The organism is Holosporales bacterium, from assembly GCA_031263535.1.
Classification (GTDB): Bacteria; Pseudomonadota; Alphaproteobacteria; order UBA3830; family JAIRWN01; genus JAIRWN01.
The window spans coordinates 1-13,428 of sequence record JAISFO010000021.1 but is presented as its reverse complement, the minus strand read 5'-3'; the positions used below and the strand labels follow the sequence as shown (position 1 = coordinate 13,428).

The 13,428-nt window shown below is 44.1% G+C and carries 13 protein-coding genes; 7 read left to right on the top strand and 6 right to left on the bottom strand.

What is annotated here, in order from left to right; genetic code table 11:
- Positions 1-196: hypothetical protein (locus LBL30_02030; GenBank protein MDR1031882.1), on the bottom strand; the 196-nt coding region annotated here is incomplete at its 3' end.
- A complete protein-coding gene (locus LBL30_02025) occupies positions 189-470 on the bottom strand; it encodes a trp operon repressor (GenBank protein ID MDR1031881.1) in 282 nt (93 codons plus the stop codon). The genes LBL30_02030 and LBL30_02025, both read right to left, overlap by 8 nt.
- A gap of 200 nt (positions 471-670) precedes the next feature.
- On the opposite strand from LBL30_02025, the gene pdhA reads away from it, so the two are divergent.
- From pdhA to lpxB, 6 genes are read left to right on the top strand one after another with little or no spacing between them, the layout of a single operon-like run.
- Complete coding sequence (gene pdhA, locus LBL30_02020) at positions 671-1,645, top strand: pyruvate dehydrogenase (acetyl-transferring) E1 component subunit alpha (protein MDR1031880.1); 975 nt, start codon at positions 671-673, stop codon at positions 1,643-1,645.
- A gap of 10 nt (positions 1,646-1,655) precedes the next feature.
- The gene (locus tag LBL30_02015; protein MDR1031879.1) at positions 1,656-2,636 is read left to right on the top strand and encodes a pyruvate dehydrogenase complex E1 component subunit beta; all 981 of its coding nucleotides are present in this window, start codon (positions 1,656-1,658) and stop codon (positions 2,634-2,636) included.
- A 21-nt stretch (positions 2,637-2,657) separates the two neighbouring features.
- Positions 2,658-3,875: a pyruvate dehydrogenase complex dihydrolipoamide acetyltransferase gene (locus LBL30_02010; protein MDR1031878.1), complete on the top strand. Its 1,218-nt coding sequence runs from the start codon at positions 2,658-2,660 to the stop codon at positions 3,873-3,875.
- A 26-nt stretch (positions 3,876-3,901) separates the two neighbouring features.
- On the top strand, positions 3,902-5,302 hold the full coding sequence (locus tag LBL30_02005) for an MBOAT family protein (protein MDR1031877.1): 1,401 nt from the start codon (positions 3,902-3,904) through the stop codon (positions 5,300-5,302).
- Between the two features lie 8 nt (positions 5,303-5,310).
- A complete protein-coding gene (gene lpxI, locus LBL30_02000; protein MDR1031876.1) occupies positions 5,311-6,123 on the top strand; it encodes a UDP-2,3-diacylglucosamine diphosphatase LpxI in 813 nt (270 codons plus the stop codon).
- On the top strand, positions 6,124-7,290 hold the full coding sequence (gene lpxB / locus LBL30_01995) for a lipid-A-disaccharide synthase (GenBank protein MDR1031875.1): 1,167 nt from the start codon (positions 6,124-6,126) through the stop codon (positions 7,288-7,290).
- Between the two features lie 64 nt (positions 7,291-7,354).
- Here the strand turns inward: lpxB and LBL30_01990 are convergent, their stop codons facing one another.
- Positions 7,355-8,737 carry a hypothetical protein gene (locus tag LBL30_01990; protein MDR1031874.1) on the bottom strand — a complete coding sequence of 461 codons (1,383 nt, stop codon included), beginning with the start codon at positions 8,735-8,737 and terminating at the stop codon, positions 7,355-7,357.
- Between the two features lie 227 nt (positions 8,738-8,964).
- Here LBL30_01990 and LBL30_01985 point away from each other — a divergent pair, with 227 nt between their 5' ends.
- Entirely contained in the window at positions 8,965-10,668 is a 1,704-nt protein-coding gene (locus tag LBL30_01985) for an ABC transporter ATP-binding protein/permease (protein ID MDR1031873.1), read from the top strand.
- Positions 10,669-10,696: 28 nt separating this feature from the next.
- On the opposite strand, the gene folE is transcribed toward LBL30_01985, so the two are convergent.
- The 3 genes from folE to LBL30_01970 form a co-directional block, all read right to left on the bottom strand.
- Positions 10,697-11,254 (bottom strand): GTP cyclohydrolase I FolE, encoded by a 558-nt coding sequence (folE, locus tag LBL30_01980; protein ID MDR1031872.1) that lies wholly within the window; start codon positions 11,252-11,254, stop codon positions 10,697-10,699.
- A 193-nt stretch (positions 11,255-11,447) separates the two neighbouring features.
- A complete protein-coding gene (locus tag LBL30_01975; GenBank protein ID MDR1031871.1) occupies positions 11,448-12,167 on the bottom strand; it encodes an alanyl-tRNA editing protein in 720 nt (239 codons plus the stop codon).
- 4 nt (positions 12,168-12,171) lie between these two features.
- Complete coding sequence (locus LBL30_01970) at positions 12,172-13,134, bottom strand: GNAT family N-acetyltransferase (GenBank protein ID MDR1031870.1); 963 nt, start codon at positions 13,132-13,134, stop codon at positions 12,172-12,174.
- Between the last annotated feature and the right edge of the window lie 294 nt (positions 13,135-13,428).

The window sequence follows — 13,428 nt, the reverse complement described above, 5'->3', positions numbered from 1 at the left end:
TGACGTTGCGGTTATTAGTGAAATAGTCCCGCATTCCTTTGGTAACTGAATCCAAAGCCTCGTGCTCTATGGCTTTACATATGTATACGGTCTGCATAGGACGTTCGCCGGAAGTTGCTTCCGTCCCATCGACAAACTCTATCCAGCATCCGCTAAGCGCCAAAGCTGTTATAAATACTGTTCTGTTTTTAGACATTTTTTACCTTAGTTTTATCTATCAAAGACCTGTATCCGCCGTGTGGCTCACCATTAAGGAACCTAGCAACCCTGGTGACGGTTGTTGTGCTTGCGCCGGTTGCGTTGCTTATTTCTCGATATGATAACTTGCCGCGCTCAAGCATTTGGCATACCCGCCAGCGCTCTTTCATAGCCTTAAGCTCCTTTGGAGTACACAGATCCAGCAGGAACTTTTCCGCCTCATCTTCCGATTCCAGCATAACAATCGCCTCAAATAATTCTTTACCGCGCACTTGAAATTTTCTTCCTAACTCTCAAACGTATTAGTATATTAACACAAAAATACAAAATGTGCAAATAAATTTTTTCTCAAGCGGTATTTGCTGGCAATACTGAGGCTTAAAAATCACAGCTTTATTTTTTATCGGTCTCAAGCTAAGTTGTGCGCAGTTTGGTTGTTCAAGATTCGGCACAGTAAATCCGAGGCGATTTCGTGAAAGCACATTCGTACAGCGTGAAAGATTTTTTCAGATTCTACGAGAATATGTTGCTTATCCGCAGGTTTGAGGAAAAATGCGCACAGCTTTACAGAAAAGGCGTAATCGGCGGATTTTGTCACCTATATATAGGCCAAGAGGCTGTCGCAGCCGGCATGAAGGAAGTGATGTCTTTGGATAAAGATTCAATAATCACTACGTACCGCGATCATGCGCATATGCTGATGTGCGAGATTGATCCAAAGGTCATAATGGCCGAGCTGGCCGGTAAAGTAACAGGCTGCTCAAAGGGAAAAGGCGGGTCTATGCACATGTTTTCCCGCCAGCGAAGGTTTTATGGTGGGCACGGTATTGTAGGCTCACCTACTTCGATAGGGACGGGGATTGCCTTTTCGCATCAGTATAAGAACGACGGCGGGGTTTGCTTTTGCTACTTTGGTGATGGGGCGGTCAATCAGGGCCAGATGTACGAGGCATTTAACATGGCCTCCATGTGGAAATTGCCAATTGTATACGTCATCGAAAACAACCTGTACGCGATGGGAACTTCGGTTAAAAGATCCCACGCAAACCAGGCTTTATACAGGCGAGGAGAGCCGTTCAATATCCCTGGCAAAGCAGTCGATGGGATGAAGGTTCAGGAGGTCATAGACGCTGGACGAGAGGCCGCTCTGCATGCCAAAAATGGCAAAGGACCAATTATTTTAGAGATGCAGACATATCGCTATATGGGGCATTCTATGTCTGACCCGGCAACTTATCGCACAAAGGAAGAGGTAGAGCATATTAAGGCAACCCGCGATCCGATTGAGCACATAAAGGACGTTATTGCCAAGAAACAGGGGCTGAAGGAGTCGGAGGTAAAAGATATAGAAGCTAAGGTAAATGAAATTGTCGAGAAGGCCGCGGATTTTGCTGTAAATTCACCGATTCCTCAGGAGGCAGAGTTGTATAAAGACGTGCTGATTTAAGGGCAACATTATGACGCAAATCACAGTACGAGAAGCCCTGCGTGACGCGATGCGTGAGGAAATGGCCAGAGACGAAATGGTCTTTCTTATGGGCGAGGAGGTTGCTGAGTATAATGGTGCTTATAAGATAAGCCAAGGGCTGCTTCAGGAATTTGGGCCGAAACGCGTAATAGACACGCCTATTTCTGAAATGGGTTTTACTGGCCTAGGGTTTGGGGCGGCAATTTCCGGCCTTAAGCCTGTTGTCGAGTTTATGACATTTAACTTTGCAATGCAGGCGATTGACCATATCGTTAACTCCGCAGCCAAAACGCTGTATATGTCGGGCGGACAGATATCTTGCCCGATTGTGTTCCGTGGCGTAAATGGCATAGCGGCAAGGGTGGCCGCTCAGCACTCGCAGTGCTTTGCCAGTTGGTATGCGCATTGTCCTGGGCTGAAGGTGGTTGCGCCATATTTTGCATCAGATGCTAAGGGGCTGCTTAAGGCGGCCATTCGCGACCCAAATCCGGTAGTTTTCCTGGAAAATGAGCTTTGGTACGGAAAAAAGTTTGAGGTCGCTCAAGAAGACGCTGACCGCGTGGTCACAATAGGTCGAGCCAATGTCGTCAAAGAAGGTTCGGATGTAACTATAGTAAGCTTTTCGATGTCAATGAGTAGAGTACTGGAAGCTGCTGAGAAGCTGGAAAGTGACAAAATATCCGTTGAGATTATCGATTTACGTACGCTTCGTCCGCTTGATATCGATACAATCGTAAAATCGGTCAAAAAAACTAATCGCCTACTTTGTGTAGAGGAAGGCTGGCCATATGCCGGAATATGTTCTGAGATTACTGCGCAGGTGATGGAGCAGGCGTTTGACTACCTTGATGCTCCAATACTGCGCGTTACAGGGGCAGACGTACCGATGCCGTATGCGACCAATCTTGAGCAGCTGGCACTGCCGCAGGTGGATGATATAATCGTTAAGGTAAAAAGCTATTTCAGGTAACATGGTTCAAAGGACAGTCATATGCCAATAGAAGTTTTGATGCCGGCGTTATCGCCTACAATGACCGAGGGTAACCTTGCAAAATGGGTGAAAAAAGAAGGCGATAAGATCCGCCCAGGCGATGTAATTGCCGAAATCGAAACCGACAAGGCAATCATGGAGGTCGAAGCCGTTGATGGGGGAACGCTTGGAAAAATTCTGGTTCAGGATGGGACAGAAAACGTCAAGGTTAATGAGGTTATTGCTTTACTACTGAGCGACGGTGAATCAGCCGATTCGATAAAGGCTTATTCGCCTGCAACTGCCACTAAGCCCACGCCAAAGCAAGAAGCAGCCGCAAATCATGAACCAAGTAAGCCTAATACTCCTGTGTCAAGCAGTACTGGCGACAGGGCTGCAGCAACTCCTTTGGCGCGGCGCATAGCTGGCGATGCTGGCTTAGACCTTTGGTCGGTCGCAGGAACCGGCCCACGCGGCCGTATTGTGCGCGATGATGTGATGAAGGCGCTGGAAGGTGGCGGTAGAAGCCAACAATCCATTGGATCGTCTTTTTCGCAAGAACCAACTCTTATAAAGCTCAGTCAGATGAGGAAAACCATTGCGCAGCGCTTGACCAGCTCTAAGCAACAGGTGCCTCATTTCTACCTGAGCGTGGATTGTGAGATAGATAATTTATTAAGCGTACGCAAGAGGCTAAATAGTTTGGCCGAATCAAACAAGCTTACAGTCAACGATTTCGTAATAAAGGCTGTGGCGTGTGCGTTGATTGAAACGCCAGAGGCCAATGCGTCCTGGTCCGATGAAGGAATTTATCAGTACCATTCAGCTGACGTATCGGTTGCGGTTGCCATCGATGGCGGGCTTATTACGCCAATAATTTACTCGGCTCACACTAAGGGGCTCAAGGAAATATCGCTTAAAGCAAAAGAGCTGATTAAGAAAGCGAATGAAGGAAAGCTTAAGCCAGAGGAATTTCAAGGCGGAACGTTTACCATATCTAACCTTGGCATGTATGGGGTTAAGAACTTTAACGCCATTATAAACCCGCCTCAGGGTTGTATATTGGCGGTTGGCGCTGGGGAACAGCGCGCGGTTGTCCATAACGGCAATTTGGCGGTAGCAACAGTTATGACTTGTACCTTGTCGGTTGACCACAGGGTTGTGGACGGCGTAGCCGGGGCCAAGTTCATGGCGGTCTTTAAACGATGCATAGAAGAGCCGGCTGTCATGCTTATGTGATGCAGCTAGGCTTACCAGAGGTATAGATGGTATTTTCCAGCTATCAGTTTTTGTTTTTTTTCCTGCCGATCACGTTTCTTGTATTTTGCTCCCTGCAAAAATTTAAAAATTCGCAAGTAACCTCACTTTGGTTGCTTTTAGCATCTGTAGTGTTTTACACATTTTGGAACCCGCGAGACATTCTTCCCTTAAGCTTTTCAATCCTGATCAACTACAGCGTATATCAGTGCATGAAGCGCTTCTCGCGTCGCATGTTATTAATGTGGCTGGGCATTGCGTTCAATCTGGTTTTCCTGGCCAGTTACAAGTATTTGAATTTTGGTGATTGGCACGGTTTCAAGTTCGTTGCCGATCAAGGCATACCGCTTGGAATCTCGTTTTACACCTTTACCCAAATCGCATTTCTTGTTGATTGCTATAAAGAAGGGTTTCCACAGAATGACATTATCAGGTACTCGCTGTTTGTCAGCTATTTCCCTCATTTGATTTGCGGACCGATACTGTCGTTTAAGCAACTTTACCCTCAGCTCAGCGAGCATGGCAAGCTTGGCATATCTCAGCGTAACATCGCTTTATTCTGCATGTATTTCAGCATAGGTGTATTCAAAAAGATTATTATCGCAGACAGCTTAGGTGACTATGTCAATCAGGTTTTTGACGCCGATATCAATACGTTTTTCTATTACAAAACCTGTCTTTGGGCAACCTTGTCATATGCGGTTCAGCTGTATTTTGATTTCTCAGGATACTCTGATATGGCGGTCGGCGTTTCAAAGCTGTTTGGGGTAGACATTCCATATAACTTTGACGCGCCTTATAAATCCAAGTCTATCATTGAGTTCTGGCGCAGATGGCATATCAGTCTGTCAACCTTCTTAAGAAACTATGTCTATATACCGCTTGGCGGGAACAGGGTTGCTCCATTCAGGCTGTACCTTAATCTTTTGATAGTGATGATACTCGGTGGGATTTGGCATGGCGGCGCCTGGACTTATGTAGTCTGGGGAGGCTATCATGGCGCTCTTCTTGTGGTTAATCACTTTTGGCGCCGCCACAGGCTTGCATTCATTGTTATCCCTGAGCGCTTACAGAACTTCATAAAGCCCATATTCACATTCTTATTAGTCTGTTGCGGCTGGGTGCTGTTCAGAAGCCACAGCCTAGGCTTCGCCAGTAATATGTACACGTCGATTTTCAATATGGACTATGGCATAGAGGTTGCCTTTAACCAATATTGGATATTGGCCATCGGGATGCTGTATATAATCTTCGTGCCAGATACGATGAGGATTGCAGACCGGTTATTCGCAGAAAACCGCAGAAAAAGAAGCATAATAGCGACCGCAGCTGCTTGTGGTGTTATGATGGGTGTCGCGATTATGCGTATGGGTGGATCGGTGCAGCATTTTATTTATTCAGGCTTTTGAGGTTCAACATGCGCAGAATTGCTGTTATATGTGGAAACGGGGACCTGGCAAAAGAGTGTATAGACTCTTGCTCTGCTAGGGGCGAGCTATCTTGCGTTGTGGCTATTAAAGGCGATTGCTTAATGGAAAATTTTCCCTGTCCTTTTATTTGCACTCACTTGGGGTACATGGGCACTGCGCTTGACTTTATCAAAATGCACAACTCTACACACGTGATGCTAATCGGCGGAATTAAGCGTCCCAGCGTAAGTGAGCTGAAGCTGGACTCGATCGGCAGGCGCTGGCTTATAAAGCTGGGTACACTCGTATTTGCCGGCGATAATGAACTGTTGAAAGGCATAGCCTCTTTACTTGAGAAAGAAAACCTGCAAGTTATTGCCGCCAGTGAAGTGCTGGGTAATGCAGGCCCTTCGATAAAAACTAAGCTAGCGCCGGACAGCCTAGCGATATCTGACATAAAAAAAGGCGTGACTGTGGCAGAAGCGCTTGGAAGTCTGGACATTGGTCAAAGCATAGTCGTCCAGCAAGGCATTGTCCTTGGGGTAGAAGCCAAGGAAGGAACCGACGCTCTTCTTGATCGCTGTGCTGGCCTTAGGCTTGCAGGGCCAGGCGGCGTTCTTGTCAAGCTTGTGAAACCGAATCAAGATCAACGTTTAGATATGCCTGCTATCGGCACTGAGACAGTAAAACGCGCAGCCTCGGCTGGCCTAAGGGGCATTGCCATTGAAAGCAGCACGACCCTGATTGCCGACAAAAAAGAAATGCTGAACACCGCTGATGAGCTTGGCCTGTTCATAGTCGAAGCAAAAGGTTATTGCTAGTTGGCTAGTACTGTATTCATCATCGCAGGCGAAGTATCTGGCGACATAATCGGCGCAAGATTGATCGAAGCAATCGCCAGGCTTGATTCATCTGTGCAATTTGTCGGGGTTGGCGGCGACAGGATGATTAAGGCTGGGCTGCAGCCATTGTTTCATATGAAAGAAGTCTCGGCCATTGGTTTGGTTGAGGTTTTATCCAAGCTGCCAATCATGTTCAAAAAACTTTGTACAGTTAATAAATCCATTGAGGATATAAGGCCCAAAGCCCTGGTTACCATAGATTTTCCCGATTCTAACAACCGAGTGGCAAAAAAAGCAAAGAAATTGGGAATTCCAGCGATACGTTATGTTGCTCCACAAGTATGGGCCTGGAGGCCGCGCCGAGCCCAAAATATGACAAAATTTGCCGACTGTTTGCTTGCATTATTCAAATTTGAGCCGCCGCTGTTTGAAAAACATGGCTTAAAAACTGTTTTTGTTGGCCATACAGTTGTTGAGGATGGCGACCTAGCTTGCCCATCTAAGCAGGAGGTCGATGGCTTTTTTAAAAAATACAACATTACGAAATCATATCCTTTGGTCTGCTTGCTGCCTGGGTCTAGGCTAAGCGAGATTCGCCGGCATACGCCAATTTTCCTAAATGCTGTTAAAATGCTCAAGCATAAAATCCCAGACCTTCAGGTATTTATTCCTACGTTTGATGACTACCTTGAATATATCAATAAGCTTGTCGATGAAACATGGATCAAAATCGGCACAAATCACCGGGACAAAGGCATAGCTATGCGCACCGCAACATGTGCTTTGGCGGCCTCTGGTACAGTGACGCTTGAACTGGCTTACACTGAAACTCCGGCCGTAATTGCCTACCAAGTGAACCCTATCACGGCTTTCATTGTGAAAAAGCTGATAAAAATAAAGCATGTAAGTCTGGTAAACATATTGCTAAAGCAAGCCGCAATTCCAGAATTTTTACAAAAAGACTGCAGTCCCAAGGCTTTGTGTAACTGCCTTTCAGATCTCATCGCAAACAAAACGCTACGTGATTCCCAATGTAAGTCTTATAAGAAAGTGCTGGCCGAGCTGGCTTTGCCAAATGCTGTCAAGCCAAGCGATAAAGCAGCAGCTTGTGTGTTAGATTTTATCCACAATTCTACTTTATCTTAGCGGGCACTGAATATAAAAAGGAGCGCGGGATTTTCAGCCTTTAAAATTACTAACGAACAGAGATCTACTCCTCCGTCCAAGAGAGTCCAAGTTGCCATGGAGTAGTTGCTGTAGACCTTTTCCCCTCCAATTCGGCCCGAAGTCTAACTTCTTCATTACAGATTTGTTGTATTATTTGGTCAAGGTGGGCTACATATTCAGCTAGCCGAGCTTCGCTAAGCAAGGCTTTAACTTTTCCTAGATGGGGAATGATGTTGCTAGGGTCAAACCCAAGTAAAAACTGAATGCCATTTGGTTTATCGGCTATTTCAAAGAATTCAGAAATATTCCCTAAAATATAATTAACGCTAAATTCCACCTCCAGATCATGTAGTGCCGATCCGCTATGTTGTCTGTAGAAGTACATTGAAGGAGTCTCGCTATCCGGTATCAACGCTATCATTTTGCAATCGCTATGCCGATCTATAAAATAATGCATCGTATCACCGGCAGCAGCGAATATATCAATATCACCAAGGCGAAAACCTTCAGGCGGGACTATGCCTTCCACGATCTTTGCGGTATATCTGAATAATACAGGCGCATATCCCGTGGAACCGGTTGCGTCAGCAAAAATCCTTTTATCATTTTCATCGTAATTTAATTTGCAGGCGTCTTCAGGTTCCGGTTGTAGAGCTTCTGCTTCAGGATGACCCGGCTCTCCGTCAATCGCCTGAGTCGGTAGCTTTATTACGCGTTCCGGCATTTGCGATACGTACGACATTGTGGAAACAGAAATATCTCCTTCAAAATGTTGAATTCTATCAATTGTAAAAATATTAAACATTTGATTTAAATATTCTCCATTAACTATATCGGCTTCGGTGCATATTGCGGTCTGCAACATTATGCGATAAAGGCAAGAATGCACCGCATCGTCATTGTCCATAAATGTGTAGTATAATCTATTCTGACTGGCCGCAGCCATTAAAGGACTGTCTGTTTGTATAAGCTTGCCCAGATCGCCTAGTAACAATCTTCTAGTGAGTCCCCAACCTAAGTTGGATTCATTTTGATAAATACGCACATTTAGCAGAGGGTGTTTGGCAAGACAAACTTGTAGTAAGCCCATGCTTTGTGCGACTTGATCCGGACCGTCGTCCGTTCGAAACAAAAAAACAACGTGAACCTCTTGAATTCTTGCTGCACCCGCATTAAGCGTGTGAACCAGATCATCCCAAAAAGGCCTGCCGCTGTGATGCATAGGCACTAGAACAGCTAAGGCTAAACCTCCTAGATCGGCAGATTCTGCTGTGTTAAGGGAAAATCTCTCTACCCTTGGCGGATTCGCTGTGTTGTCCAACTCCAATTGTCTATGGGAAAGTTTTTCCATCTCCGCAGGACTTCTTGCCGCACCAAAACATGGGCTTACTCCCAACAAAACCAAAAGCGATAACAGCTTATGCATAGTATTTATAATGTAGATATTTATTGCTGCAATATAACATAAAAGGCAAATTAGTCAATTATCAGAAACGCCTATCACGACAATTCATTTGGCCACAGCGCTTCATTAAATTCAATTAAAACCAAGGCGCCCTAGGTAAAAGCCTTGAGGATACGTCAATTCTGTCATAAACTGCCGTTCTATAACTGAATTACAAAATGACGACGTCTGTAGTATCAGCCATAAGTATGCTTCGTGCACTGTTAACCCGACAAGATAAGCTTAAATGGGTCGGTATTGTGTGCTTTGCTTTGTGTATGTCGGCTTTTGAAGTGCTTACGGCCTCTGTAATTGCAGTGTTTGCTCAAGTAATAGCCCTGCCGGAGTACGGACAAAAATACCTGCATATGCTTGGCTTTAATCAGGATTTGTCCACCAATCGCATTATCTTCTATATGGCAATTGTCCTTGGAATTATTTTCTTGATTAAGAATATCTTGGGCGCAGGAGAAGTGTTCTTTCAAAATTTCACCATTCAAAAAATGAACTATCGCTTCAGGGATAAGATGCTGGTCAAATATTCGGAAATTGATTACGGCACTTACCTGACCAGAAACTCCTCCTTTGGTCTGCAGATTGTACGAGATTTGGTTAGCGGCATGTTTTCACAGGGTATGCTGCCTTTAAGTGTCGTTCTGTCAGAGGGAGCAGTATTCGCCAGCCTCATTGGGATGGTGGTGTACATGAATCCGTCGTTGGCGCTTATTGTTTTTTCTGTAGGGTTAGCTTTAGGGATAGTTATTGTTAAATGGCTGTTCCCAAGGTTTTATCGCTTTGGTCAAAAGCTTCAGACAGCAACGCTTTATGGTCACCAACATTTATCCCAATTCTTTCATGCCTTTAAGGAAATTGTGCTATTAGGCAAACGCGATGCTTTCATCAAAGCCTACAGCTTTTTCTCAAAGAAAGAGTCAGTCACCATAGCCGCGCAAACCGCAGTTAATGCTTTGCCCAAAGTGGTCATAGAACTGCTGTTTGTTGGTTTTTTTATAATCAGCATATCAATACTTTGTTTTGAGCATGAAAACCCAACCCAAATGATCGGCATCTTGGGCGGATATCTCTATGCTGGATTCCGCCTTATGCCGGGGGTCAACAGAATAATCAATCAACTTAACATATTCAAAATGTCCATTCCGTCCATTGAGCAAGTGCATCACGAGTATTTCCTTATGAGCGCGAAAGAAAATTACGTTGATGTGCTAGATTTTAAGTTCCAAAAGAGCATAACCGTTCAAAGCTTAAGCTTTAGATATTTGAATACCAAAAGAGATGCTTTGTCTGGTGTATCGCTAGAGGTAAAAAAGGGAGAAAGCGTTGGTATAGTCGGAGAAACTGGATCGGGAAAATCTACGCTGATTGATATTATTCTGGGCCTGCTTCGCCCTTATAAAGGTACGGTCTTAATTGACGGACAGCATCCAGCCAATTCCTACCAATGGCACCGGAAAATAGGATACGTTCCCCAAAGCGTTTATCTAACTGACGACACAATCGAGGCTAACATTGCCTTTGGTGAAAAAAAAGCAGACGAAGACCGAATCAACCAAGCCGTTAATGCGGCGCAATTGCGTAAGCTGATAGACCAATTGCCAAATGGTACGAAAACTATTGTGGGCGAGCGTGGCATCAGGCTGTCTGGCGGTGAGCGTCAGCGTATCTCGATCGCACGGGCCTTATATCACCAGCCGGAAGTTTTAATCTTTGACGAGGCCACATCTGCATTGGACAACGAAACAGAAGCTAAGCTTATGGAGACAATAAACTCAGTAAGCAAAGACCGAACGGTGATTATGATCGCTCATCGTCTTACAACCCTTAAAAACTGCGATAAAATCGTATCTATGAAAGATGGGAAGGTGATTAAGATAGGCAAATATGAAGAAGTTTAGCAGAAAGCCTTGAAAGATCTAACGACGTTCATTCACCCACAGAAATCAAAAACTCATGCCTTAGAGCGGGATTTTGTTTGAAGGTCCCTAAGAAATATCTAGTTACAAGACTAGCTTCTTGTTTTTTTACACCACGCTTCGATATGCAGAAATGCTGGCCGTCTACATAAACCGCAACGCCTTTAGGCTTCAGAACGCTTTGCAGTGCATCTGCGATTTCCACGGTCATACGCTCTTGCAGTTGAAATCTGTGAGCAAAGCAATCGACGATTCTTGCCAGCTTGCTAGCCCCAATAATGGTCCCGTTTGGGATATACCCCAAAGTCACATAACCGGTAACCGCAATCATATGATGTTCGCAAAACGACTCAAACGATATGTTTTTCATCATAACGATATCGTCCATCGATGAAGCGTATGTGGCGTTTCCGACCAGATCAGCTGGATCCTGCTCATACCCATCAAGCAATTCTTCGTAAGCTTTGGCCGCCCTTCTTGGAGTATCTTTCAACCTCAGATCATCGAGGTCATCAAAATTCTTAAGAATTTCTTTGAAATTCTGTTCAGTTTTATATCGCGATTTCAATTTCTAGACCATGCTAAGTGCAGTTTTAAAGTGCCGTTAACGCTCACGTTAGCATTATATACATATTATTTAGGGTTTGGTAATCCAAATGTTGATCAATTCAAGAATTCCATACTTGTTTTCAGCACATTTAAAGCGAGTATTTTTGTTCTTTATTCATTGGCAATGTAATTATTATAGCAACGAAATAACTTTATATTACTCCAAACGATATTTTCAGAAGGTCGTCTTTTTGTTTCATCTTTTTTAGCACTATTTCTCTAACTTCGCCTATTGACACTACATGGGTTCCGCCACAGGGTATTGGCGGATAATTTCCAATCTGCATCACGCGAAATTTTTTATTTTCCGGAATTTCATAGGGTAATTTGTAGTAAGTCGATTCAAACTTCTGGCGGTCGGTTTCAAAAACTTTCGTAGATAGATTTTTTGATATGACATTTCGCAAAGACTCTCGAAGCAAATCTTCATTTGGCTTTTCATCTCCACAAAACTCGATATAGGCCTCTTCCGGAAATGCATGGCATTTTTGCGCCTTCAGGCTGACAATCAACGCTTCCACAACATTCCCAAGCAAGTGTCCAGCGGTATGATATCGGGCATTAAGCAACCTTCTATCTTTATCAACGATACATTTAACTGCATTATTTTCCGAAGGATCTTGCACCGAATTTTGTAACGGCTCAACATAGTGGCGAATTTCCTCTCCGATTTGCCTTACGTCACAAACCGCATACTCAAAATCATTGCCAACAATTTTCCCATAATCACAGGGCTGCCCTCCACCTTGAGGATAAAAAATCGTCTGATCTAGCAAAATATACGACACGCCTTCCTCATCCTTTTTGTATTCTACAATACATGCATTAGATTCAAATAAATAAGTATCTTTTAGGTATAATTGATTTGTCATTGCTTCACATCAATTTTTTGCCAAGCGGCGTGTCACTCGGATCAAGGTATGGATCATCTACAAGCATTTTAGTATACCCACGTTTTTTATAAAAACTCATCGGCCTTCCAGACGTTTCGACGTGAAGGATTTTGTAATTGTGAACTTTCAACCATTCTTCAATAATCGTCAAAAATTGTATGCCAAAGCCCTGATTGCGATTTTCTTCTGTGACAACAATGATACGCAGTATCGCATCCATGATTTCCGGCCGAAGCTGGATATGGGCGTACCCTACAATTTCTACGCCACAATACAAAACGAAATGTTCGTGCTCCGGATGATCGAAGGTCCAGTGATATGGATCCTGCACCTTGCGCCTGTCAAAGAAAGTCTTTTGACGCAGATTTTTCACAGCATTCCATTCATCTTCCGTAGCGCATTTTAGCACTCGCAACCGATCGAACCCAATGTCTCTAATTATATTGTCAATGAATGCTCTTTTCCTTATCGTGTAAATCGGAAACGATATTTTCCCAACCCTCTGTGAAGACGTTTCGTCTTCCAAAATCTTCGCTTTCACGGCCGCATAGGCATCGCGCACATCTGGATGCGCCTTCAGATAATCACGAAATTTCAGGTTCAACTCGATTTCCGGATGATTGGCATCAAAAAATAGGTGTAAATTCACACCAACTGCCCCTCTTTTTTTAAAGCCGCATTTCAATGGAATATTCCACTTGCCCTCGTACGTGTATCCGGCTTTTTCCAGATCGGTTATTGCCCTCTCACGATCTTTAGCCACAGCAATAATGTCAATTGTTGGTTTGGCTGCAAGGGTTGGAACAGAAGTTGATCCCACATGGTGGACCGCAATACAATTATCGCTAAGCGCAGCTGAGATTACCGCCTTTTCAGCCTCAAACATAATCGGCCAGTTCGCATCGTAAGGAACAACCTTAATGCTCTCGGCTTTTTTCTCACTCATCCCATTTTCCACGATCCGCAGACAATATAAACGCCGCGCAATCCTTACCCAAACTGACGGTATCTTATCATATTGCAGCCTTTTGTATCGACGATCAATAAACTAGATTTAACAAATTTGTGCAGGCTGTTTGGCTCGCCTAAAAATACTATATCAAAATTGTATTGGTAGCGGAGGACGGAATTGAACCGCCGACACGAGGATTTACAGTCCGCTAAAAATAAAAATTATCATTATTTAAGATAGATAAACTTTTTGTTGTAAATCGAGTATACGATTGGTATTAGGAAATAA